The organism is Klebsiella sp. 1SOBk10mer, assembly GCF_046602535.1.
Classification (GTDB): domain Bacteria; phylum Pseudomonadota; class Gammaproteobacteria; order Enterobacterales; family Enterobacteriaceae; genus Klebsiella; species Klebsiella quasipneumoniae.
In genome coordinates this window covers 77685-101502 of the sequence record NZ_JBKIUP010000007.1, presented here as the reverse complement: position 1 = coordinate 101502, position 23818 = coordinate 77685, and the positions used below count along the sequence as shown (strand labels likewise).

At 59.2% G+C, this 23818-nt stretch carries 23 protein-coding genes and 1 pseudogene; 9 read left to right on the top strand and 15 right to left on the bottom strand.

From position 1 onward, the window contains the following. Window positions 1-13: 13 nt before the first annotated feature. From ACLH1I_RS18590 to ACLH1I_RS18575, 4 genes and pseudogenes are all read left to right on the top strand, one after another. Window positions 14-1165 (top strand): lactonase family protein, encoded by a 1152-nt coding sequence (locus tag ACLH1I_RS18590; RefSeq protein WP_151629311.1) that lies wholly within the window; start codon window positions 14-16, stop codon window positions 1163-1165. Between the two features lie 22 nt (window positions 1166-1187). Beyond that, window positions 1188-3098, top strand: a complete 1911-nt coding sequence (locus ACLH1I_RS18585; RefSeq protein WP_151629313.1) for a BglG family transcription antiterminator — start codon at window positions 1188-1190, stop codon at window positions 3096-3098. A gap of 77 nt (window positions 3099-3175) precedes the next feature. Beyond that, the gene (locus ACLH1I_RS18580) at window positions 3176-3418 is read left to right on the top strand and encodes a type II toxin-antitoxin system RelB/DinJ family antitoxin (protein WP_002886901.1); all 243 of its coding nucleotides are present in this window, start codon (window positions 3176-3178) and stop codon (window positions 3416-3418) included. Next, window positions 3408-3689: pseudogene (locus tag ACLH1I_RS18575) on the top strand (type II toxin-antitoxin system RelE family toxin). Before ACLH1I_RS18580 ends, ACLH1I_RS18575 begins: the two are co-directional and overlap by 11 nt. Window positions 3690-3692: 3 nt before the next feature. Here ACLH1I_RS18575 and nrdG read toward each other — a convergent pair. From nrdG to treR, 5 genes are all read right to left on the bottom strand, one after another. Then, complete coding sequence (gene nrdG, locus ACLH1I_RS18570; RefSeq protein WP_032456904.1) at window positions 3693-4157, bottom strand: anaerobic ribonucleoside-triphosphate reductase-activating protein; 465 nt, start codon at window positions 4155-4157, stop codon at window positions 3693-3695. Between the two features lie 322 nt (window positions 4158-4479). Continuing rightward, entirely contained in the window at window positions 4480-6618 is a 2139-nt protein-coding gene (gene nrdD, locus ACLH1I_RS18565) for an anaerobic ribonucleoside-triphosphate reductase (RefSeq protein ID WP_004206513.1), read from the bottom strand. Window positions 6619-7003: 385 nt separating this feature from the next. Continuing rightward, complete coding sequence (gene treC / locus ACLH1I_RS18560; protein ID WP_117263642.1) at window positions 7004-8659, bottom strand: alpha,alpha-phosphotrehalase; 1656 nt, start codon at window positions 8657-8659, stop codon at window positions 7004-7006. Between the two features lie 51 nt (window positions 8660-8710). Next, the gene (gene treB, locus ACLH1I_RS18555) at window positions 8711-10129 is read right to left on the bottom strand and encodes a PTS trehalose transporter subunit IIBC (RefSeq protein WP_004206516.1); all 1419 of its coding nucleotides are present in this window, start codon (window positions 10127-10129) and stop codon (window positions 8711-8713) included. 131 nt (window positions 10130-10260) lie between these two features. Further along, window positions 10261-11208 carry a trehalose operon repressor TreR gene (treR, locus tag ACLH1I_RS18550; RefSeq protein WP_004206520.1) on the bottom strand — a complete coding sequence of 316 codons (948 nt, stop codon included), beginning with the start codon at window positions 11206-11208 and terminating at the stop codon, window positions 10261-10263. On the opposite strand from treR, the gene mgtL reads away from it, so the two are divergent. Next, the gene (mgtL, locus tag ACLH1I_RS18545) at window positions 11189-11440 is read left to right on the top strand and encodes a mgtA regulatory leader peptide MgtL (protein ID WP_349817321.1); all 252 of its coding nucleotides are present in this window, start codon (window positions 11189-11191) and stop codon (window positions 11438-11440) included. The genes treR and mgtL overlap by 20 nt on opposite strands. 145 nt (window positions 11441-11585) lie before the next feature. Continuing rightward, complete coding sequence (gene mgtA / locus ACLH1I_RS18540) at window positions 11586-14294, top strand: magnesium-translocating P-type ATPase (RefSeq protein WP_004206521.1); 2709 nt, start codon at window positions 11586-11588, stop codon at window positions 14292-14294. A 73-nt stretch (window positions 14295-14367) separates the two neighbouring features. On the opposite strand, the gene ridA is transcribed toward mgtA, so the two are convergent. From ridA to ACLH1I_RS18515, 5 genes are all read right to left on the bottom strand, one after another. Then, window positions 14368-14754 carry a 2-iminobutanoate/2-iminopropanoate deaminase gene (ridA, locus tag ACLH1I_RS18535; protein WP_002886926.1) on the bottom strand — a complete coding sequence of 129 codons (387 nt, stop codon included), beginning with the start codon at window positions 14752-14754 and terminating at the stop codon, window positions 14368-14370. Between the two features lie 152 nt (window positions 14755-14906). Then, window positions 14907-15368, bottom strand: coding sequence for an aspartate carbamoyltransferase regulatory subunit (pyrI, locus tag ACLH1I_RS18530; protein ID WP_002886927.1), 462 nt, complete (start codon window positions 15366-15368; stop codon window positions 14907-14909). 14 nt (window positions 15369-15382) lie between these two features. Then, on the bottom strand, window positions 15383-16318 hold the full coding sequence (gene pyrB / locus ACLH1I_RS18525) for an aspartate carbamoyltransferase (protein ID WP_004206522.1): 936 nt from the start codon (window positions 16316-16318) through the stop codon (window positions 15383-15385). Between the two features lie 2 nt (window positions 16319-16320). Further along, window positions 16321-16380, bottom strand: coding sequence for a pyrBI operon leader peptide (locus tag ACLH1I_RS18520; protein ID WP_227650304.1), 60 nt, complete (start codon window positions 16378-16380; stop codon window positions 16321-16323). Beyond that, window positions 16355-16459: a pyrBI operon leader peptide gene (locus tag ACLH1I_RS18515; protein ID WP_002886930.1), complete on the bottom strand. Its 105-nt coding sequence runs from the start codon at window positions 16457-16459 to the stop codon at window positions 16355-16357. The genes ACLH1I_RS18520 and ACLH1I_RS18515 overlap by 26 nt, the downstream gene beginning before the upstream one ends. A gap of 194 nt (window positions 16460-16653) precedes the next feature. Here ACLH1I_RS18515 and ACLH1I_RS18510 point away from each other — a divergent pair, with 194 nt between their 5' ends. After that, window positions 16654-17106: a YhcH/YjgK/YiaL family protein gene (locus tag ACLH1I_RS18510; RefSeq protein ID WP_049003738.1), complete on the top strand. Its 453-nt coding sequence runs from the start codon at window positions 16654-16656 to the stop codon at window positions 17104-17106. Between the two features lie 69 nt (window positions 17107-17175). On the opposite strand, the gene argF is transcribed toward ACLH1I_RS18510, so the two are convergent. Together argF and argL are read right to left on the bottom strand one after the other, a co-directional pair. Further along, complete coding sequence (gene argF / locus ACLH1I_RS18505) at window positions 17176-18180, bottom strand: ornithine carbamoyltransferase (protein ID WP_004178387.1); 1005 nt, start codon at window positions 18178-18180, stop codon at window positions 17176-17178. Then, window positions 18150-18245 carry a putative translational regulatory protein ArgL gene (gene argL, locus ACLH1I_RS18500; protein ID WP_370736902.1) on the bottom strand — a complete coding sequence of 32 codons (96 nt, stop codon included), beginning with the start codon at window positions 18243-18245 and terminating at the stop codon, window positions 18150-18152. The genes argF and argL overlap by 31 nt, the downstream gene beginning before the upstream one ends. A gap of 98 nt (window positions 18246-18343) precedes the next feature. Between argL and rraB the strand changes: the two genes are divergently transcribed. Further along, window positions 18344-18766, top strand: coding sequence for a ribonuclease E inhibitor RraB (gene rraB, locus ACLH1I_RS18495; RefSeq protein ID WP_004206524.1), 423 nt, complete (start codon window positions 18344-18346; stop codon window positions 18764-18766). Between the two features lie 58 nt (window positions 18767-18824). Next, window positions 18825-19589, top strand: coding sequence for a tRNA isopentenyl-2-thiomethyl-A-37 hydroxylase MiaE (gene miaE, locus ACLH1I_RS18490; protein WP_004206526.1), 765 nt, complete (start codon window positions 18825-18827; stop codon window positions 19587-19589). Window positions 19590-19872: 283 nt separating this feature from the next. Here the strand turns inward: miaE and ACLH1I_RS18485 are convergent, their stop codons facing one another. The 3 genes from ACLH1I_RS18485 to holC form a co-directional block, all read right to left on the bottom strand. Beyond that, a complete protein-coding gene (locus ACLH1I_RS18485; protein WP_017900565.1) occupies window positions 19873-20376 on the bottom strand; it encodes a GNAT family N-acetyltransferase in 504 nt (167 codons plus the stop codon). 119 nt (window positions 20377-20495) lie between these two features. After that, the gene (locus ACLH1I_RS18480; protein WP_017900564.1) at window positions 20496-23351 is read right to left on the bottom strand and encodes a valine--tRNA ligase; all 2856 of its coding nucleotides are present in this window, start codon (window positions 23349-23351) and stop codon (window positions 20496-20498) included. Beyond that, window positions 23351-23794: a DNA polymerase III subunit chi gene (holC, locus tag ACLH1I_RS18475; protein WP_004206530.1), complete on the bottom strand. Its 444-nt coding sequence runs from the start codon at window positions 23792-23794 to the stop codon at window positions 23351-23353. Before holC ends, ACLH1I_RS18480 begins: the two co-directional genes overlap by 1 nt. Window positions 23795-23818 lie beyond the last annotated feature (24 nt).

The window sequence follows — 23818 nt, the reverse complement described above, 5'->3', positions numbered from 1 at the left end:
TCAAGGAGTTACCATGCCAACCGCTCGTCACCTGCTTGTTGCTTCACTGTCTTTGCTTGCCGCCGGCGCCGCCGCGCAAACCCACTACGCCTGGATTGGCACCTATAATCCCAATGGCGAAGGTCTGTACCGCTTTACCGTTGATAGCCAAACCGGCGCGCTACGTGACAGGACGCTGGTGAGCTCGTTGCCGAACGCCGCGCAGCTGACCGTCTCGCGCGATGGCAAGACGCTGTATGCCGCCAGCGAAGTGGAGAAAGGCGTGGTGCAGGCGTGGCGCATTGAGAAGAACGGCGAGCTGACCGCACTCAATCAGGTCGCCTCCGGCGGCGCCGGGCCGGTTTATCTCTCCCTGACGCCGAACGGTAAACAGCTGCTGGTGGCCAACTACGTCAGCGGCAGCATCGCCGTGCTACCGGTGAAAGAAGACGGTAGCCTGGGCGAGGCGGTGGACAGGCATCAGGATGAAGGCCCGGCAGGGGCCGAACGCCCGGGGGCGGCCGTCGAGGGCAGCTTCGCCATCAGCGATCACATTGGCCCGCACGCCCATATGATCGCCGCCGATCCCAGCGGGAAATTTGTTTACTCCACCGATCTGGGGCTGGATCGGATCTATCAGTATCGGCTGGATAGCGCCAGCGGCAAGTTGACGCCGAACGATCCGCCATTTATCGCCGCTTCGTCGCCGGGCGCCGGCCCGCGCCACTTCGTCTTTACGCCAAAGGGCGACGGCCTGTGGCTGATTAACGAAGAAGCGTCGACGCTGACCTTCTATCATCTGGATCAGCAAAGCGGTCTGCTGCGCGAAGGCAAAACCGTCTCCGCGCTGCCGAAAGAGTATAAGGGCACCAGCTTTGCCGCCGGTCTGGCGCTGAGCAACGACGGCAAACAGCTGTACGTCGCCAACCGTCTGCATAACAGCATCGCCCACTTTACGGTGCAGGCCGATGGCCGCCTGAGCCACCAGGAGGATATCTGGACGCGCGGAGATTACCCCCGCACGCTGACCCTGGATACTCAGGGGCAGTGGCTGTACGTCATGAACCAGCGTAGCGATAATATTACCCGCTTCAGCGTGGCGCCGAAGGATGGCAAATTGACCTTTGTCTCAGACTACACGCCGGTCGGCAGCCCATCGCAGATGGTGATATCCGCCCAACCCTGAGCCGTAACCACAAGGAACTGACATGCGATTTCCCAACCAACGCTTAGCGCAACTCTTCACCCTGCTGCGGAATGAAACGCTGCCGCAGGATGAGCTGGCGCAACGCCTGTCGGTTTCCACCCGTACCGTGCGCGCCGATATTACCGCCCTGAATGCGCTACTGGCGCAGTATGGCGCGCAGTTTATCCTTAACCGCGGCAGCGGTTATCAGCTGAAAATTGATAACCCGGCGAGCTTTCAGGCGCTGGAGGAGACGGCGCCGAAGGCGCAGCATGTCCCGCGTACCGCCCAGGATCGCATCACTTTCCTGCTGGTGCGTTTTCTGACGTCGGCGTTCTCGATCAAGCTGGAAGACCTGGCGGATGAGTGGTTCGTCAGCCGCGCCACGCTGCAAAACGATATGGTCGAGGTGCGCGAGCGCTTCCAGCGCTATCAGCTCACCCTTGAAACCCGCCCGCGCCACGGCATGAAGCTGTTCGGTAGCGAGGTATCGGTTCGCGCCTGCCTCACCGACCTGCTGTGGGAGCTAACCCAGCAGGGCGGTATCGCGCCGCCGATCGGCGCCGAGGCCTTTGCAGAGGAGGTGCCTGCGCTGCTGGAGCCCATGCTGCAGGAGACGCTCACGCGCCACCATATTCGTCTCACCGACGTCGGCGAGCGCTTTATCTGCCTGTACGGGGCGGTGGTGGTGCGTCGCGTCAGCGAAGGCTACCCGCTGGCGGATTTTAGTGCTGAAGATGTGGCGCAGAACGTCCGCGATGCCGCGCGCGATCTGGCGGGCGAACTGCAGCGGCTGGCCGGTAAACCTTTATCGCCCGCGGAAGAAGAGTGGCTGTGCGTGCATATCGCCGCCCGTCAGGTACAGGACGTGGACCCGGAAACCATCAGCGCCGACGATGATGAAGCGCTGGTCAACTACATCCTGCGCTACATCAACAGCCAGTATAACTACAACCTGCTGGACGATGCCCAGCTGCACGCCGATCTGCTGACCCACATAAAGACCATGATCACCCGCGTACGCTACCAGATCATGATCCCCAATCCGCTGCTGGATAACATCAAACAGCACTACCCGATGGCCTGGGATATGACCCTCGCCGCGGTCTCCAGCTGGGGCAAATACACGCCTTATACCATTAGCGAAAACGAAATCGGTTTTCTGGTGCTGCATATCGGCGTCGGGCTGGAGCGCCACTACAACATCGGCTACCAGCGTCAGCCGCAGGTGCTGCTGGTGTGCGATACCAGCAATGCGATGGTGCGGATGATTGAGGCGATCCTGCAGCGCAAATATCCGCAGCTGGAGATCGCCGCCACTATTTCCCAGCGCGAGTACGAACAGCGGGACGCGATCGAGGCGGATTTTGTTATCTCCACGGTGCGGATCAGCGAAAAAGACAAGCCGGTAGTGACCATCGCGCCGTTCCCCACTGACTATCAACTGGATCAGATCGGCAAGCTGGTGCTGGTGGACCGCACCCGTCCGTGGATGCTGAATAAGTACTTCGATGCCGCCCATTTCCGGGTGATCGACACGCCGATGGATCAGCAAACGCTGTTCGCCGAGCTGTGCCAGCAGCTGCTGGAGGAAGGCTTTGTTGACGCCGAGTTTCATGCTTCGGTGGTGGAGCGTGAAGCGATTGTCAGCACCATGCTCGGCGATGGCATTGCGCTGCCGCACTCCCTGGGGCTACTGGCGAAAAAGACGGTGGTCTATACCGTCATTGCCCCGCAGGGCATCGCCTGGGGTGATGAAACCGCCCATATCATCTTCCTGCTCGCCATCAGCAAGCGCGAGTATGAAGAGGCGATGGCGATCTACGATATTTTCGTGACTTTCCTGCGCGAGCGCGCCATGAGCCGCCTCGCCGCGACCCGCAGCTTCGATGAGTTTAAAACGGTGGCGATGGAATGCGTCAGCCGGTTTTGAGAGGCGTTTTCCAGATTCGAGTGTAATTCAAATGTAATGCTATAATGCATTACAAAATATCCCTTTCTGGAGGCATAATGGCCACGCTCAACGTTCGGCTGGATGATAAACTCAAAAAAGAGGCTTATGCCGTGCTGGAGAAACTCGATATGACGCCAACGGAGGCGGTACGCCTGCTGTTTCAATACATTGCGGAAAATGGCCGCATGCCGGTGAAAAGTATGACCATCAGCGATGGCGAAGCGGCGTTGTTACGCACCGTTCGCGAGCGGCTGGAAAACCCACGGCCGGGGGTTAAGGTGAGTCTGGATGACCTATGAACTGGAGTTTGATCCACGAGCCTGGCGCGAATGGCAGCTTGGCGAGACGGTCAAAAAACAGTTCAAAATTAAGCTCCAGTAGATTGTGCAGAATCCGCGAATTGAGTCGGCCAGGCTGAACGATTTGCCGGATTGCTACAAAATCAAGCTTAAGGCGTCAGGTTATCGGCTGGTGTATCAAGTACGAGATAGGGTGGTGGTGGTTTACGTTATTGCCATTGGCAAAAGAGAGAAAGCGGCCGTTTATCATCAGGCGAATAAACGGCTCTAAACGCTATCGCAAATGATGCACGACCTGGTTGCTGCTGCCGCGCCAGATCAGCGCCGGGTCTTTTAAATCTTGCACAAACTTACCGTCGACCAGCACGTTGATCAGGTTCACCACCTGCATCTGCGCCTCATTCAGCTCTTCCAGCTTATAGCCGGTCCAGACCCAGATATCTTTACCGGGGCATTCGGCGCGCACGCGCTGAACCAGCTTTAAGATCTCCGCGATGTTTTGCGGATGCAGCGGATCGCCGCCGGAGAGTGAAATCCCCTGGCGCTTGATGCGGGTATCGTTGAGGTCGGCAATGATGCGGTCGGCCATCTCGGTCGTGAAGGGCATGCCGGAATTCACCCGCCAGGTGCTTTTGTTGTAGCAGCCTGGGCACTCGTGGACGCAGCCGGAGACAAACAGGGTGCAGCGGGTGCCGGGGCCGTTGACAATATCTACCGGGTAGTACTGATGGTAATTCATTTTTCGCTTCTCAATTAACGCCATAGCGGCGTTGGCTGCGCTCGCTCGCCCGGGTCACTTACTCCAGTAAGCTCCCCGGGACTTACTCGTTTGCCGCCTTGCTACAACGCCAACTGATTTGAGGAAACCCACCTGGCTGTTTGGGATTCCCTCGTTTGCCGCCTTGCTCTGACGCTAATGGCTTTGCGAAAACGGAGGTGCTGTGCATTTGTAAAGGGAACGGCTCCCGGCGTCGCTGCGCTCGGCCGGGCTACGACTTACCAGGCAGTGGTAGCCCGGATAAGGCGCTGCGCGCCGCTATCCGGGAAAAGCGCATTGTTCTTTAACCGATCTGCCCATTGCCCAGGTGTTTAACGCGGCGCTTCACTTCTTCCTGCTTGCCGGCGTTGAACGGACGCGCGTCCGGGCTGCCGAGGTAGCCGCACACCCGGCGGGTAACGGAAACGCGGGAGGCGTCGTGGTTACCGCATTTCGGGCAGGTAAAACCCTTGCTGGTGCACTCGAACTCGCCGGTGAAACCACACTCGTAGCACTCATCGATCGGCGTATTGGTTCCGTAATACGGCACATGCTGATAGCTGTAATCCCACACGTCCTCCAGCGCCTTCAGGTTGTGCTGGATGTTCGGGTATTCGCCGTAGCAAATGAAGCCCCCGTTGGCCAGCGGCGGATACGGCGCTTCAAAATCGATCTTGTCGTACGGGTTGACCTTCTTCTCCACGTCGAGGTGGAAGCTGTTGGTGTAGTAACCTTTGTCGGTCACCCCTTCCACCACGCCAAACTCGGCGGTATCGAGACGGCAGAAGCGATCGCACAGGTTTTCGCTCGGCGTGCTGTACAAGCTAAAGCCGTAGCCGGTCTCTTCCTTCCACAAATCGACGGCGTCGCGCAGGCGCTGGACGATGGCCACACCCTTCTCGCGCAGCGCCTCGCTGTCGTACATGTGCTGATTGCCGTACAGTGCATTGATGGTTTCATGGATACCGATATAGCCCAGCGAAATCGACGCCCGGCCGTTTTTGAAAATCTCGGAGACGTCGTCGTCGGCTTTCAGCCGCACGCCGCAGGCCCCTTCCATATAGAGGATCGGCGCCACGCGCGCTTTTACCCCTTCCAGGCGGGCAATACGGGTCATCAGCGCTTTGCGCGCCAGCTGCAGGCGCTCGTCCAGCAGCGCCCAGAAAGCGGCTTCGTCGCCTTTCGCTTCCAGGGCGATGCGCGGCAGGTTGAGGCTGATAACGCCGAGGTTATTGCGCCCATCGTGCACCTGCTCGCCGTTCTCGTTTTCCCACACCCCGAGGAAGCTGCGGCAGCCCATCGGCGTTTTAAACGACCCGGTAACCTTCACCACCTGGTCGTAGTTGAGGATATCCGGGTACATGCGCTTGCTGGCGCACTCCAGCGCCAGCTGTTTGATGTCGTAGTTCGGATCGCCGAACTTATGGTTCAGGCCGTCACGGATCGCGAACACCAGTTTCGGGAACACCGCGGTCTTACGGTTTTTACCGAGGCCGGCAATGCGGTTACGCAGAATCGACTGCTGGATCAACCGCGATTCCCAGCTGGTGCCGAGGCCGAACCCGAAGGTGACGAACGGCGTCTGGCCGTTGGCGGTATGCAGCGTGTTAACCTCATACTCCAGCGACTGGAAGGCGTCGTAGCACTCTTTTTCGGTACGGGCGCGGGCATAGCCTTCGGCATCCGGGATCTGCCACTCTTCGGCGATTTTGCGATGCTTGTTAAAGCTTTCGCTGACGAACGGCGCCAGCACTTCATCGATGCGGTTAATGGTGGTGCCGCCGTAAATATGGCTGGCGACCTGGGCGATGATCTGCGCTGTCACCGCGGTGGCGGTAGAGATAGACTTCGGCGGCTCGATCTCCGCGTTGCCCATCTTAAAGCCCTGGGTCAGCATGCCTTTCAGGTCGATCAGCATGCAGTTAAACATGGGGAAAAAGGGCGAGTAATCGAGGTCATGATAGTGGATCATGCCGCGTTCGTGGGCCATCACCACATCGTGAGGCAGCAGGTGCTGCCGGGCGTAGTGCTTGGCGACGATACCGGCCAGCAGGTCGCGCTGGGTCGGGATGACTTTACTGTCCTTGTTGGCGTTTTCGTTGAGCAGCGCGGAGTTGGTCTGCTCGACGAGGCCGCGGATCTCCTGATTGAGGCGGCCGCGCTTCTCACGCTGGCTATCGCGGTCATGGCGATACTCAATATAGGCGCGCGCCAGCTGCTTATAGGGGCCGGACATCAGCTGGTTTTCCACCGCGGTCTGGATCTCATTGATGTCGACCTGGGCGCGGCCCTGCATTTGTTGGCTAACGACTTCTGCGACGGTGGCGCAATAGTCTGCGTCATCGACTCCCGCTGCTTTAGCTGCACGCAGAATTGCTTCCTGAATGCGCTCTGACTTGAACGGCACTTTACAGCCATCACGTTTCATCACATGCGGTGTCATGATCACTCCATATATAGAACAGGTTATCCACAGAGGCGGAGGTTATCCCGAAGGCGCTGCGCGCTACGGCTCGTGCTGTTTGCCTTCAGATCCGGCCCGTTTTATCCACATCTCATCACCGCCAGACATCGACAAGATATGGTGACATAATAGACGATTAATACAACATGTAGGGCCGGGACGCATTTTAAGTTCTATATGTAGTGATTTGCATCAAAGATGTTTGCGATTTTATTGACCCAGAACAAGGTAAAAAGGTGAGAGTACGGATGATGGGCGCTGGCGATAAATGTAAATTTATCTGGCTGGAAAATAAGCAAAAATGCCTGGCGTTCGCCACCGGCGCCAGGCATGACATTCTCATCTCGGGAGGGCAGGAGATACTTTACGCCTGCAGCCACCATACCGCTTCGAACGGCCGCAGCGTCAGCCCGGTCGGGCGGGGCGTGGTCTCGGCATAGTTGCTGATAATCATCTTCCAGTCGCCTGGGGCCTCCTCTGGCTGCCAGGTCTGCAGGTCGCGGCTCAGGTTGGCGGCGACCACCAGCGTTTGTCCCTGCCACTGACGGCGATAACACCACAGCGACGGATGGTCAGGCAGGAGATCCTGATAATCGCCCCAGGTCAGCAGCGGCAGGGTTTTACGCAGCGTAATCAGCTGCTGATAGGCATAAAACACCGAATCGGGGTCCGCCAGCGCCGCCTCGACGTTGATCTCCCGGTAGTTATCGCCAAGGCCGATCCACGGCTCACCGTCGCTAAAGCCACCGTTCTCGCCACTATGCCACGGCATCGGCGTGCGGCTGTTGTCGCGCGATTTGCTGGCAAGGATTGCCAGCAGTTCGTCCGGGCTTTGCCCCTGCGCCGCACGTTCGATAAACATATTGTGGCTCTCGACGTCGCGATAATCGCTGATGCTGTTGAAGTGCGGATTGGTCATACCGATCTCTTCGCCCTGATAAATATAGGGCGTGCCCTGCATGCCGTGCAGCACCATCGCCAGCATCTTCGCCGCCGGCACCCGGTACGCGCCTTCGTCGCCAAAGCGCGAGACGATGCGCGGCTGATCGTGGTTACACCAGAACAGCGCGTTCCATGCCCGGTTGTGCATCCCCTGCTGCCAGTGGCGGAACAGCGCCTTCAGCGCCACATAGTCCGGGCGGGCGAGGGTCCACTTCTCTCCGCCGGGATAATCGACTTTTAAATGGTGGAAGTTAAAGGTCATCGACAGCTCGCGGCCGTCCAGCGCGGCGTACTGCTGGCAGTGCTCCAGCGAGGTGGAGGACATCTCGCCGACGGTCATCAGATGACGCGGGGTGAAGACATCGCGGCTCATCTCCTGCAGGAACTCATGCACCCGCGGGCCGTCGGTATAGAAGCGGCGGCCATCCCCGTCCAGATCGCAGGGAAAGGTCTGGTCTTTTGAGATCAGGTTGACCACGTCGAGGCGCAGACCGTCGACGCCGCGGTCAGCCCAGAATTCGCAGACCTTTTTCAGCTCGGCGCGCACCGCCGGATTCTCCCAGTTGAGATCCGCCTGCTCAATGGCGAACAGGTGCAGATAATACTGCCCGCTGTCGGCGTGCCACTGCCAGGCGTTGCCGCCAAACTTGGAGCGCCAGTTGTTCGGCAGGGCGTCCGGTTCGCCGTCACGCCAGATATAGAACTGACGGTAGGGGCTTTCCTTATTCAGCGACTGACGGAACCATTCGTGTTCGGTCGAGGTATGGTTCAGCACCATATCCAGCACGATGCGGATCCCGCGGGCCTTCGCCTCCGCCACCAGGGCGTCAAAGTCGGCCATCGTGCCGTAGGAGGGATCGATGGCGGTGTAGTTCGCCACGTCGTAGCCGTTATCCACCTGCGGAGAGACGTAGAACGGCGTCAGCCAGATGGCGTCTACCCCAAGCTTTTGCAGATAGTCGAGGCGGGAGGTGACGCCGCGCAGGTCGCCGGTACCGCTGCCGGTGGTATCCTGAAAACTCTTCGGATAGATTTGATAAATAACGCCGTTTTGCCACCAGTGGGGGAGTTGATTCATAGTACTTTCCTGCTGCAACGAGGGGCGCCAAAGGCGCCCCGAAAGAAGAAGTTAGACAATCTGCAAAGTGCCCTGACGGTACTTGCGTTGATACACCACGGTGGTGAGGATAATCGGCACCACCACCGCGATGGCCATCGCCATGGCGTACACCTGCCAGTAGGTAGGCTGGATGGAGAGGATCCCCGGCAGGCCGCCGACGCCGATGCCGTTCGCCAGCACGCCGTTCAGGCCGCACAGCAGGCCGGCGAGGCCGGAGCCGATCATCGCGCACAGCATCGGGAAGCGGTACTTCAGGTTGATACCGTACATTGCCGGCTCGGTGACCCCGAGATAGGCGGAGATCGCCGCCGGCACCGATATTTCACGTTCATTCTGCTTGCGGCTGGCGATGATGATGCCGACCACCGCCGATGCCTGGGCAATGTTGGACAGCGCAATCAGCGGCCACACCGGGGTGCCGCCCATGCTTTGGATCATCTGCATATCGATGGCGAGGGTGGTCTGGTGGACGCCGGTGATCACCAGCGGCGCGTAGAGGAAGCCAAACAGCGCGGCGCCGATCGGCGCGAAGCTGCCGGTTAACAGATGGCGTACCGCGAAGGCCACGCCGTCGCCGATCAGGCGGCCGAACGGACCGATAATGGCGTGCGCGAGGAACACCGCGAGGATCAGCGAGCAGACCGGGACAATGACCAGGTAGAGGTAGTCAGGCACGATGCGCTTGAGGCGCGTCTCGATAAAGCCTAAGGCCAGGCCAGCCAGCAGGGCCGGGATCACCTGCGCCTGGTAGCCGACTTTGGCAATGGTAAACAGGCCGAAGTTCCACACCTCCGGCACCTGCTGGCCGAGGAGATAGGCGTTCATCAGCTGCGGGGACACCAGGGTGACGCCAAGGACGATCCCGAGGATCGGCGTGCCGCCCATCTTCTTCACCGCTGACCAGCAGATCCCCACCGGCAGATAGAAGAAGATCGCCTCGCCAATCAGCCACAGGAAGTCATAGATGGTTTTCAGCGACGGGTGCATCTGGGCCAGCGTCTGGCCGTTGCTCATGGGCAGGTCGCCGATGACGTTGCGGAAACCGAGGATCAGACCGCCGCTGATCAGCGCCGGCAGCAGTGGGAAGAAGATCTCGGCGAAGTGCGAAATCAGCTGTTCATGCCACTTCATATTTTGCCGCGCGGCCTGTTTGACCTGCTCTTTATCGGCGGAAGTCTGGCCAGTGGTCGCCAGCAGGGCTTTGTAGTAATCGCCCACCTCGGTGCCGATGACCACCTGGAACTGGCCGGCGTTAGTGAAGCATCCCTTCACCATGCGCAGCTGCTCAATCTCTTTTGGTCTGGCGATGGCCGGGTCGTTCAGCACAAAGCGCAAACGGGTAATACAGTGGCTGACGGTGGCGATATTGCCGCGCCCGCCCACCAGTTCGATCAGTTTATCGATGTCCTGCTGGTTTACTTTGCTCATGATGAAGCCTCAAAAACAGAGGGGGAGAGATGCCGTTTTTACCTTGAGGGCATCCTAACCGTTCCGCTTGATTTGCAAAATGGGAACGTTCCCGAAACCCGGCGACGATCACATAAATCGCCCGAACGAGATTAATTCAGGGCGGCGGGAATGACGATCTGGCGGGGATCGACGCTGCCGGCGATCTGCTCGATCAACTGCCGGGCGGCCCGGCGTCCGGACTCGGCATAGCCAGGATCGACGGTCAATATTTCCGGGTGGAGAAACTTCATCAGCGGCGTGCTGCCGACGCTGGCGAGCTGCAGCGCATCGCGGCCCTGCTGCTGGAGGTACTTACTGGCGCCGAGGGCGAGGGTATCGGTGGCGCAGACCAGGGCGCTGGTCTCGGCCGTCAACACGCTGGCGACGGTGTCATACCCCTGCTTCATGCCCAGCCCCGGCAGGGCGGCGGTGGGCGTCAGACGATGCTTTTTACAGAAGGCGAGGTAGGCGAGATGGCGGCGTTCGCCGGTGGTGACGTCGCTGTGCGGTACGCCAAGGAAGCTGATGTGGCGATGTCCGCGTTCGTAGAGCCGCTGCATCAGCAGCGTGATGGCCCCCTCGTCGTCATAGCACACCGAGGCGAAGCCGGGGGCGTCGCGGGCCATCAGCACCAGGGTGTCGCGCCAGGGGGCGAGCATCGCCTCGTCGATGCCGGTAAAACCGAACAGTACCACGCCGTCAATATTACGCCGGGCGAGCATGCCGAGATGCTCCTCCACCAGCCCCGGGGAGAACTGACTCTCCATCATAATCGGGTCGTAACCCTGCTCATAAAAGGCGGGCAGCATGGTCTGCACGGCGAGGTTTTCCGACAGCGAATCGAGACGGGTGACGATAATCGCCACCACTTTATCGCTCTGGCCGCGCATGGCGCGGGCGGAACGAGAGGGCGAGAAACCGTGCTGCTGCATTACCGCTTCGACGCGCTCGCGGGTCCGTTCGCTGACCCCGCTCTCGTTGTTGAGGACGCGGGATACCGTTGATTTCCCTACGCCGCTTAAGCGCGCGATATCTTTGATGGTCAGCCGGTTCTGCATGCGGAATTCTCGTCAGGGGGTAGAAGTGAGCATAATGCTACTCAACCAAACCGCAATGAGCAAAGTCTGGTTTACGTTCGGTTTAGTTGCGCGGGTTTATCATCGCCATTATTGCCACACAATCCTTAACGAGGGCGCTATAATCCGCGCCGTTTATATTCACTTACCGGAGATAGTTATGGACCCCGATCCCACTCCTCATCCTCGATGGAGCAACCTTTCTTTCCGGTAAGCCTGTTTAACACTGCTTTACCGGAAAGCGTAAAGCAGTGACGTCCTTGATGTCCCTGCCATAAAAATAACATGCCTGACAGGTAGGTTTTGCTACGCCCGTCGGCAACGCTGCGTTCGCTTTGGCGAGCGCGGAGGGACTGTTTATGCTGAAAAATTATACCCGGCAGCTGTTCGCACAGCTTAGCCGCCATCTGCCACGCCGTTTAGTCCAGCGCGATCCGCTGCCGGACGCCCGCCATCTGGCGAGCGGCCCCATTCCTGAGTCGCTGGGCAAACAGTGTCTGGACGTGGCGGCGATGGACGACCAGGAGATCTGGCGCGCCTTTGACAGCCACCCAGAAGGGCTCAATGAAGGCGAAGTGGCGGCGAAAATCCTCAAACACGGTGACAACCAGATCCCGGCGCAGAAGCCCTCTCCGTGGTGGGTGCATCTGTGGACCTGCTACCGCAACCCGTTCAATCTGCTGTTGACGGTGCTCGGCATCGTCTCCTATTCCACCGAGGATCTGTTCGCCGCCGGGGTTATCGCCCTGATGGTGGGGATCTCGACGCTGCTCAACTTCATCCAGGAGGCGCGCTCGACCAAAGCGGCGGATGCGCTGAAGGCGATGGTGAGCAATACCGCCACCGTGCTGCGGGTGGTCAACGAGCAGGGGGAGAGCCGCTGGCTGGAATTGCCTATCGACCAGCTGGTGCCGGGCGACATCATCAGGCTGTCGGCGGGAGACATGATCCCGGCCGATCTGCGTATCCTGCAGGCGCGGGATCTGTTCGTCGCCCAGGCCTCGCTGACCGGCGAATCGCTGCCGGTGGAGAAAGTGGCCCGCAGCCGCGATCCGCTGCAGCAGAACCCGCTGGAGTGCGACACCCTGTGCTTTATGGGCACCAACGTGGTGAGCGGCTCGGCGCAGGCCATCGTCTTCGCCACCGGCGGCCACACCTGGTTTGGTCAACTGGCCGGCCGCGTCAGCGAGCAGGAGAGCGAGCCGAACGCCTTCCAGAAAGGCATCAGTCGGGTGAGCATGTTGCTGATCCGCTTTATGCTGGTGATGGCCCCGGTGGTGCTGCTGATCAATGGCTACACCAAAGGCGACTGGTGGGAGGCGGCGCTGTTCGCGCTGTCGGTGGCGGTTGGCCTGACGCCGGAGATGCTGCCGATGATCGTCACCTCGACGCTGGCGCGCGGGGCGGTGAAGCTGTCGAAGCAAAAGGTTATCGTGAAGCACCTCGACGCCATTCAGAATTTTGGCGCGATGGACATCCTCTGCACCGATAAAACCGGCACCCTGACCCAGGATAAAATCGTGCTGGAGAACCATACCGACGTCTCCGGCAAGGTCAGCGAGCGGGTACTGCATGCCGCCTGGCTCAACAGCCACTACCAGACCGGCCTGAAAAACCTGCTCGACACCGCGGTGCTGGAGGGCGTTGAGCTGGAAGCCGCCCGCGGGCTGGCGGCGCGCTGGCAGAAGGTAGATGAGATCCCCTTCGACTTCGAACGCCGCCGCATGTCGGTGGTGGTCAAAGAGCAGGACGACGCGCATCAGCTGATCTGCAAAGGGGCGCTGCAGGAGATCCTCAACGTCTCAACCCAGGTGCGCTACAACGGCGATATCGTGCCGCTTGACGACACCATGCTGCGCCGCATTCGCCGGGTGACCGACACCCTCAACCGGCAGGGGCTGCGGGTGGTGGCGGTGGCGACCAAATATCTGCCGGCCCGCGAAGGCGACTACCAGCGCGCCGATGAGTCGGACCTGATCCTGGAAGGCTACATCGCTTTCCTCGATCCGCCGAAAGAGACCACCGCTCCGGCGCTGAAAGCGTTAAAAGCCAGCGGCATCACGGTGAAGATCCTCACCGGCGACAGCGAGCTGGTGGCTGCCAAGGTGTGCCATGAAGTGGGGCTGGATGCCGGCGAAGTGGTGATTGGCAGCCAGATTGAAGCGATGAGCGACGACGAGCTGGCGGCGCTGGCGAAACGCACCACGCTCTTCGCCCGCCTGGCGCCGCTGCATAAGGAGCGTATCGTGACGCTGCTGAAACGCGAAGGCCACGTGGTGGGCTTTATGGGCGACGGCATCAACGACGCCCCGGCGCTGCGCGCGGCGGACATCGGCATCTCGGTCGACGGCGCGGTGGATATTGCCCGCGAGGCGGCGGATATCATTCTGCTGGAGAAGAGCCTGATGGTACTGGAGGAGGGGGTGATCGAAGGACGCCGCACCTTCGCCAACATGCTTAAGTACATCAAAATGACCGCCAGCTCCAACTTCGGCAACGTCTTCAGCGTGCTGGTGGCCAGCGCCTTCCTGCCGTTTCTGCCGATGCTGCCGCTGCACCTGTTGATTCAAAACCTGCTGTACGATGTCTCCCAGGTGGCGATCCCGTTCGATAACGTCGATGATGAACAGATCCGCAAACCGCAGCGCTGGAACCCGGCCGATCTCGGGCGCTTTATGGTCTTCTTCGGCCCGATCAGCTCGATTTTCGATATCCTCACCTTCGGCCTGATGTGGTGGGTGTTCCACGCCAATACCGTGGAGATGCAGACCCTGTTCCAGTCCGGCTGGTTTATCGAGGGGCTGCTGTCGCAAACGCTGATTGTGCACATGATCCGCACCCGGCGCATTCCGTTCGTCCAGAGCCGCGCCGCCTGGCCGCTGTTCGCCATGACCCTGGTGGTGATGGCGGTGGGGATCGCGCTGCCGTTCTCGCCGCTGGCGGGCTATCTGCAGCTGCAGGCTCTGCCGCTGAGCTACTTCCCGTGGCTGGTGGCGATCCTGGCGGGCTATATGGTGCTGACCCAAACCGTCAAAGGCTTCTACAGCCGCCGCTACGGCTGGCAATGAGGGTAAGGTTTACGGATGACCCACGTAAAAAAGGCAGCCTGCGGGCTGCCTTTTTTCATGCCGAGGTTAGCGATCAGCGACGCACGGCGATGGCTTCGATCTCGATCTTCACATCTTTCGGCAGACGCGCCACTTCAACGCAGGAGCGCGCCGGGAAGGTGGCGTTGTGCTCGGTGAAGAACGCTTCGTAAGTGGCGTTAACGGTAGCGAAATCGTTGAGGTCTTTGACGAAAACGGTGGTCTTGACGATATCGCCGACGGTGAGGCCAGCGGCTTCAACGATCGCTTTCACGTTGTTCAGCGACTGGCGCGCCTGTGCGGACACGTCTTCCGGAACGCTGCCGGTTTTCGGGTCGACCGGGATTTGGCCAGAGGTGATGATCATGCTGCCGAGGTCAACGCCCTGAACGTATGGGCCAATCGCTGCTGGTGCATTTTCCGTCGCAATAGTTTTGCTCATGTTATCTCCAGATGAACTGAGTAATGTTACGCAAAATCATTCAGGTTGCCGCCAGGCGATAAGCGCTGTATCGCCGGCGCAGACGCCGCCTGAAGGACGAAGCGTAGGGTGGTAGCCATTATAGGGAGGCCTACCACCAATACCAACCGCATTTAGTTGGCCAGCACCACATAATGAGAAAACTCTTTTTCGCAGTATTTACATTTGAGTGCGATGTCATCAGCGCGCTTTTTCACTGCAAAACTGGAAGAAACCGGTTCGGCGTGGCTGATACAGTTGCTGTTCGGGCAGACCAGCACGCTGTCGATACGATCCGGCAGGCTCGGGCGGGATTTGCCCACCACTTCGTAATCATCAATGCGGTTTACCGTCGCCTGCGGGGCGTATAACGACAGCTGGTTAACCTGCTCGTCGGTCAGGAAGGTGTTCTCGATTTTAATCAAGTCTTTGCGGCCCATCTCGCCGGAGGGCAGGTTCAGGCCGATGGTGATGCGCTGGTCGGTTTCGGTCAGTTTGAACAGGGTGAGCAGCTTAAAGCCGACCTGCGCCGGGATGTGGTCGATCACGGTGCCGCGTTTGATCGCTTCTACCTGCAGTTTATTGTCGTGTGTCATCTCTCATTTCCCCCTTACAGAGCCAGCTCGCTATTCAGTACCAGTGCCAGTAACGCCTGGCGGGCGAAGATGCCGTTACCGGCCTGCTGGAAGTACCAGGCGTGCGGCGTTTTATCGACATCGGTGGTGATTTCGTCAATGCGCGGCAGCGGGTGCAGCACCTTCATGTTAGCGCGCGCCCCTTCAAGGTCGGCGGCGCGCAGGACGAACTGCGCTTTGACGTTGGCATATTCCGACGGATCCAGACGCTCTTTCTGCACGCGGGTCATGTACAGAATATCCACTTCCGCCATTACGTCGTCGATGGCGCTATGCAGGCTCCAGGCGATACCTTTTTCATCCAGCATATCGAGGATGTATTGCGGCATGGCCAGCGCGTCCGGGGCGATGAAGTAGAAGCGGTTGCCGCTGAACTTGGCCAGCGCCTGGGTCAGGGAGTGGACGGTACGGCCATACTTCAGATCGCCGACCATCGCCACGTTGAGGTTTTCGAGGCGGCCCTGGGTCTCCTGAATGGTGAACAGGTCGAGCAGGGTCTGGGTCGGGTGCTGGTTAGCGCCGTCGCCGGCGTTCAGTACCGGCACGCCGCCGGAGAATTCGGTCGCCAGACGGGCCGCGCCCTCCTGCGGATGACGCATCACGATGGCATCAACGTAGGTGCTGATGACGGAGATGGTATCCGCCAGCGTTTCCCCTTTTTTGCCCAGCGAAGTGTTGGCGCTGTCGGAAAAGCCGACCACGCTGGCCCCCAGGCGGTGCATCGAGGTTTCAAAAGAGAGGCGGGTGCGGGTCGAGGCTTCAAAGAAACAGCTGGCGATAACCTTATGCTTCAGCAGCTCGGGTTGTGGATTGGCTTTCAGCTTTGCCGCCGTCGCCAGCACCAGTTCGAGGTCTTCGCGGCTGAGATCGTTTATGGAAATGATATGTTTTTGATATAGCGGGTTAGCCATGCTTATCTCCTGACGCCTGGGCAAAAAAAAAGCCCCTTAAATAAGGGGCTTCGGGAATCCAATGAGCAACGGAAAGAAAAACGGCAGGCCAGCGTCTGCATTGAGACGCGCTAAGACAGAATGTCGTACGCAATTGGCCATGCTTCCTCCCGGCAAAACGACTGGCATTATACGCAGACCGTTATGACGATCAAGCGATTCATTCACAATCAGGTAATCGTTTGCCTGCAGAAAAGTGCGCCAGCGCAAAGAACCATGAAACTGTACTGGTATGGCAGCGGCGATGGGGGTATAAAACGCAAAAATGAAATGTTGTTTTATATTCGAGGTAAGCGATGATTATTGGCAATATCCACCATCTGCAGCCGTGGCTGCCGGCCGCGCTGCGCGAGGCTATCGAACACGTTATCGCCCATGTCAGCGAGGCGACGCCGCTGGGTAAACACGATATCGACGGCGACAACCTGTTTTATCTGATTTCCGAAGACACCACCGAGCCGCAGGCCGCACGCCGCGCGGAATATCATGCCCGCTATCTCGATATCCAGATTGTGCTCCGCGGCAGCGAGGGGATGACCTTCAGCACCTTGCCGGCAGGAGAGCCACAGACCAACTGGCTGGCGGAGAAAGACATCGCTTTCCTGGCGGAGGGGACGCAGGAGCAAACGGTGATCCTTAACGAAGGGGACTTTGTGGTGTTTTATCCCGGGGAAGTGCATAAACCGCTGTGCGCCGTGGGCGCGCCGGCGAAGGTGCGCAAAGCGGTGGTGAAGATGCTGATGGCGTAACGCAGCGCCCTGACGGGCGGTATCCCGGATACGCGCCGCGCGATCCGGGATTTGACGGCGAGCGAAGGACTATTTGCTCAGCGTCGCCACCATCACCGCTTTGATGGTGTGCATTCGGTTTTCCGCCTGGTCAAAGACCACGCTTGCCGCTGACTCAAACACCTCGTCAGTCACTTCCATGCCGCCGTGCAGGCCGTAATCGGCCGCCATCTGTTTGCCCAGCGTGGTCTGGTCGTCATGGAACGCCGGCAGGCAGTGGAGGAACTTGACCTGCGGATTGCCGGTCAGCGCCAGCATCGCGCTGTTAACCTGATAGTCGCGCAGCAGGGCGATACGTTCGGCCCATTTTTCCTTCGCCTCGCCCATTGAGACCCAGACGTCGGTATAGATAAAATCGGCGCCTTTCACCCCCGCGGCGATATCTTCCGTCAGGGTGATGTTGCCGCCCTGCTGTTTCGCCAGCGCGGTACAGGTTTCCACCAGCGCGGCCTCCGGCCAGCAGGCCGAGGGCGCCACCAGGCGCAGATCCAGACCGGTCAGCGCCGCGGCTTCCAGCATCGAATTGCCCATGTTGTTGCGCGCGTCGCCGGCGTAGACCAGCGTCATCTGATTAAAGGCTTTGCCCGGCAGGTGCTCTTTCATGGTCAGCAGGTCCGCCAGCAGCTGGGTAGGGTGGAATTCGTTGGTGAGGCCGTTCCATACCGGCACGCCGGCATATTGCGCCAGGGTCTCCACCACTTCCTGGCCGTGGCCGCGATACTGAATGCCGTCGTACATCCGTCCGAGCACACGGGCGGTGTCCTTGATCGACTCTTTATGGCCAATCTGGCTGCCGCTTGGCCCCAGGTAGGTCACGCGGGCGCCCTGATCGTATGCGGCAACTTCGAAAGAGCATCGTGTACGGGTTGAGTCTTTTTCGAAGATGAGCGCGATGTTTTTTCCTGCCAGTTTCTGGACTTCGATACCGTTTTTCTTATCGGCTTTCAGCTTTGCCGCCAGCTCGAGCAGAGCGGTGATTTCTGCAGGCGTAAAATCGAGTAACTTTAAAAAATGCTTCTGGTAAAACGCAGACATGGTTCCCTCACCTGGCATAGGCCACTAATTGAATTAAAATTCAATTTATATGTATGAATATTCATTTGCAAGTCTGTGATCGAAAACTTTCACTGAGAAGTGGAGGCAATGACGGCGGTATGTGACAATAGGGATAACTGCCGCACATTATGAGGAACGAGCCATGGCAAACCCGGAACACCTGGAAGAACAGCGTGAAGAGACGCGTCTGATTATCGAAGAGCTGCTGGAGGATGGCAGCGATCCGGACGCACTGTACACGATTGAGCATCACCTCTCTGCAGACGATTTCGAAACCCTGGAGAAAGTGGCGGTGGAAGCCTTTAAGCTGGGCTACGAAGTAACCGAGCCCGAAGAGCTGGAAGTGGAAGAGGGTGAAGTGGTCATCTGCTGCGATATTCTGAGCGAATGCGCCCTGAACGCAGAACTGATCGATGCCCAGGTGGAACAGCTGATGACGCTGGCAGAAAAATTTGACGTCGAGTATGACGGTTGGGGCACCTACTATGAGGACCCGAACGGCGAAGAAGACGGCGATGATGACGAAGATTTTGTCGATGAAGACGACGATGGCGTTCGTCACTAAGTCGCAGATGTTGTAGATGGATACGGCGGCGCCAGCCGCCGTATAGCAAGGAACTTCCATGGATTACCCGCAGATACTCTCCCCGATTATCAACTTCCTGCACTGCCCGACGCCGCAGGCGTGGATTGACGAAGCCCGCAAGCCGGAAAACCTGCCGCTGCTGCTGACCGACCATATGGTGTGCGAACTGAAAGCGGCGCAGAACGCCATGCTGCTGGTGCGTCGCTACGTCGCGGATAAAGCCGACGCCGATGAGCTTCTGGACTGCCTGAAGCCGTATGAAGACTTCACCTACCGCCGGGGGCCGGAGCCGGATTTTGTCGCTCTGCATAAGCGGATCAACAAAAGCGCCATGCCGCAGACCGACGACCCATGGGGCCGTCAGCTGCTGGACAGCATGATTTTGCTGATTAAAGAGGAGCTGCATCACTTCTGGCAAGTGCGGGAGATGATGCTGGCGCGCGATATCCCCTATGTCAAAATCACCGCCAGCAACTATGCCCGCGGCATGCGACGGGAGGTACGCTCACATGAGCCGGTGATGCTGATCGATAAGCTCATCTGCGGCGCCTATATCGAGGCCCGCTCCTGCGAGCGCTTTGCGGCGCTGGCGCCGTGGCTGGACGACGATCTGCAGAAGTTCTATCTGTCGCTGCTGCGCTCGGAAGCGCGTCACTATCAGGACTACCTGGATCTGGCGCAGAAGATTGCCGGAGAAGATATCAGCGAGCGGGTACGCCAGCTCGGCGAGGCGGAAGCGGCGCTGATCCTCCGTCCGGAGGCCGAGTTCCGCTTTCACAGCGGCGTGCCGGCGGCGGCGTAGCCCACGCTATTCGGCCCCTGTAGCCCCGGTAGCCACTCACGCCGGCAGTTTCATTAGCCATGGGGAGAGAGATAGCGTTGAGAGCTTCAGCTCGCAATAGTACGGGCCGTAGGTTGGGTAAGGCGTTAGCCGCCACCCGACAAAAAAACGGCACCGCGAGCACGGGTAAGGTGCCAGCAGTGCCATCCGGGACATACCCCGGCTCGCGCTGCGCTTAGCCGGGCTACCGAACTGTAGCCCCGATAAGCGTAGCGCTACCGGGGACGCCTGCGATATCGAGGCGCTACAGCGTTTTCAACATCCGCACTTCGCAGTCCACGTGGCCGGTGCAGCCCAGCGGACCGTCAATATGTTCGAAGCCAAGATGCTCATATAAGCCGATCGCCTCCGTCAGGAAGGCGGTGGTTTCCAGATAGCAGCGTTTAAAGCCCTGCTCGCGGGCGTAGTCCAGCGCCAACAGCGCCAGCTTCTTCGCCAGCCCCTGGCCGCGGGCGCTGGTCATAAAATACATTTTCTGCAGCTCGCAGATATCCGGCTCGCTGCAGGCGAGCGGCGCGACGCCGCCGCCGCCCACCACTTCTCCCTCTTTCTCCACCACCCAGTAGGCGGAGCCCGGCTGGCTGTACAGCTCATACAGCTCATCGAGATTCGGGTCGGCGACCGTATAGCCTTTATCGGCGGTCAGGCCGTATTCAGCGGAGACCTGACGGATGACCCTGGCGATGGCGGGATTGTCTGCCGCCGTAATGCGACGCAGCAACGTCGCCGCGGGGACGCTCGTATTCATACAATGACTCATTACCCAAAAAAGACGAATGATGATGTTAATAACATCGCGGCAGGGGAGAGCGCAAGCGAGGATGTTTCATAAAAACGCCCCTTGCCGGGTGGCAAGGGGCGGGAGGGTTACAGCGCGGCGATCACCGCCTGCTGTTCAATCAGCTTCGCTTTCGCTTCCGCGTAGCCTTCCAGCTTCTCGCGCTCTTTGGCGATCACCGCTTCCGGCGCTCGGGCGACAAAGCCTTCGTTGGCCAGCTTGCTTTCGATGCGGCCAATTTCACCTTCGATTTTGGCCACTTCTTTCGCCAGACGCGCCAGCTCATCTTCTTTGTTGATGAGGCCCGCCATCGGGATCAGCAGTTCGGCGCCGTCGACGATCTTGGTCACCGAGACCGGACCTTTATCCTCGGCAGGCAGCACGGTAATGCTTTCCAGACGCGCCAGATTCAGCAGGAAGCTGCGGTTGTCGTTCACGCGACGCTCGGCCTCTTTGCTGCAGCCGCGCAGCAGCAGTTCCAGCGGTTTGCCCGGAGCGATGTTCATTTCCGCACGGATGTTGCGCACGGCGACGATCGCCTGCTTCAGCCATTCGGTGTCTGCCAGCGCCGCGTCGTCCACCTGAGAGGCATCGTACTGCGGGAACGGCTGCAGCATGATGGTGTCGGCGGTGATCCCGCAGATGACCTTCACGCGCTGCCAGATGGTCTCAGTGATGAACGGAATGATCGGATGCGCCAGGCGCAGCAGACCTTCCAGCACAGTCACCAGCGTATGGCGAGTGCCGCGCAGCTCCGCTTCGCTGCCGCCGTTCATGACCGGCTTGGTCAGTTCCAGGTACCAGTCGCAGAACTGGTTCCAGGTGAACTCATACAGGATGCCGGCGGCGATATCGAAGCGGAAGTTATCCAGCGCTTCGCGATACGCTTTGACGGTGTGGTTGAATTCCGCAAGGATCCAGCGGTCGGCCAGGGAGAGCACCATCTCGCCGCCGTTGAAGCCGCAATCCTGATCTTCGGTGTTCATCAGCACAAAGCGGCTGGCGTTCCACAGCTTGTTACAGAAGTTACGATAACCTTCCAGACGCTTCATATCCCAGTTGATGTCGCGGCCGGTAGAGGCCAGCGCCGCCAGGGTAAAGCGCAGGGCGTCGGTGCCGTGCGGCTCGATGCCGTTCGGGAACTGTTTCTCGGTGCGCTTACGGATTTTCTCCGCCAGCTGCGGCTGCATCATGTTGCCGGTACGTTTCTCCAGCAGCTCCGGCAGGGTGATGCCGTCAACCATATCCAGCGGGTCGATAACGTTACCCTTGGATTTGGACATCTTCTGGCCTTCGTCATCGCGGATCAGACCAGTCATGTAGACGGTCTTAAACGGAACCTGCGGTTTACCGTTTTCATCTTTGATGAAGTGCATGGTCATCATGATCATGCGGGCGATCCAGAAGAAGATGATGTCGAAGCCGGACACCATCACGCTGGTTGGGTGGAACTGACGCAGGGCGTCGGTGTTTTCCGGCCAGCCGAGGGTGGAGAAGGTCCACAGCGCGGAGGAGAACCAGGTATCGAGAACGTCTTCGTCCTGACGCAGCGCAACGTCGGCGCTCAGGTTGTTTTCCTGACGCACTTCGTCTTCGCTACGGCCCACGTAGACGTTGCCGTCGTTGTCATACCATGCCGGAATGCGGTGACCCCACCACAGCTGACGGGAGATACACCAGTCCTGAATATCGCGCATCCAGGAGAAGTACATGTTTTCGTACTGCTTCGGCACGAACTGGATGTCGCCGTTTTCAACGGCTTCCACCGCCGGCTTGGCCAGCACGTCCGCGCGCACGTACCACTGGTCGGTCAGCATCGGTTCGATAACCACGCCGCCGCGGTCGCCGTAAGGGACGGTCAGGTCGTGCGGTTTGATCTCTTCCAGCAGGCCGAGGGCGTCAACCGCCGCAACGACGGCTTTACGCGCCGCGAAGCGTTCCAGTTTCTGGAACTCCGCCGGGATCTCGCTGGAGTAGACGTCAGATTCATTGCCTTTGGTGTCGTACACTTCCGCGCTTTCGCGGATGTCGCCGTCAAAGGTCAGGATGTTGATCATCGGCAGCTGGTGACGACGACCCACTTCGTAGTCGTTAAAGTCGTGCGCCGGGGTGATCTTCACGCAGCCGGTGCCTTTCTCCATGTCGGCGTGTTCGTCGCCCACGATCGGGATGCGGCGGTTTACCAGCGGCAGCACCACGAATTTGCCAATCAGATCTTTGTAGCGCGGATCTTCCGGGTTAACGGCCACGCCGGTATCGCCCAGCAGGGTTTCCGGACGGGTAGTGGCGACCACCAGGTAGTCTTTACCGTCAGCGGTTTTCGCGCCATCGGCCAGCGGGTAGCGGATGTGCCACATCGAACCTTTCGATTCGCGGTTTTCCACTTCGAGGTCGGAAATGGCGGTGCGCAGTTTCGGGTCCCAGTTAACCAGGCGTTTACCGCGGTAGATCAGATCTTCTTTGTACAGGCGAACAAAGACTTCTTTCACGGCATTGGAAAGCCCCTCGTCCATGGTGAAGCGCTCGCGCTCCCAATCCACGGAGTTGCCGAGACGGCGCATCTGACGGGTAATGGTGCCGCCGGATTCCGCTTTCCACTGCCAGATTTTGTCGATGAAGGCGTCGCGGCCGTAGTCGTGGCGGGTTTTCCCTTCTTCAGCGGCAATCTTACGCTCAACCACCATCTGGGTAGCGATACCCGCGTGGTCGGTCCCCGCCTGCCACAGGGTGTTTTTGCCCTGCATGCGCTGGTAGCGAATCATGGTATCCATGATGGTTTGCTGGAAGGCATGACCCATATGCAAACTGCCGGTGACGTTCGGCGGCGGGATCATGATGCAGAAGCTCTCCTGGCTTTCATCACCATTCGGTTTGAAATAGCCCTGCTTTTCCCAGTGCTCGTAAAGCGGCTGTTCGATATCTTGTGGGTTGTATGTCTTTTCCATTATTTCCAGGTTGCCGTGTTCAGGTTGAAACCAGCCATGCGGTACGCCTTATAGCGTTCGCGCGCCAGTTGTTTCAGATTTTCTTCGTAAGGGACAAAGTCTATCACTTCTGTGAAAGCGGTGGCAAAATCTGCAAAGTTAAGCCGCAGGCTGATCAGAATATCCCGCGGGCTGCTGTTGCGCTTTTGCGGCCAGGCAATCTCCACCGGCGCGCCGCCTCGCGGGCCTTCGCCCGCCAGATTGTGCGGCACAAAGCTCTCCGGCGGCCGCGACCACAGCGCCTCATCGAGACGAATCGCCTGCTGCTCATCTTCACAGGCGATCAGGACGCGCTTGCCGTTGCGCCAACGTTCTGCGGCAATGTCACACACCAGCTGCTCGACGGCGCTCAGGCCGTCGACGGTGTCTTCGTTGTCCAGAAGGTAGAACGTTGCATTCTTCATATATGGGGCTTCTTGTCGTGGATT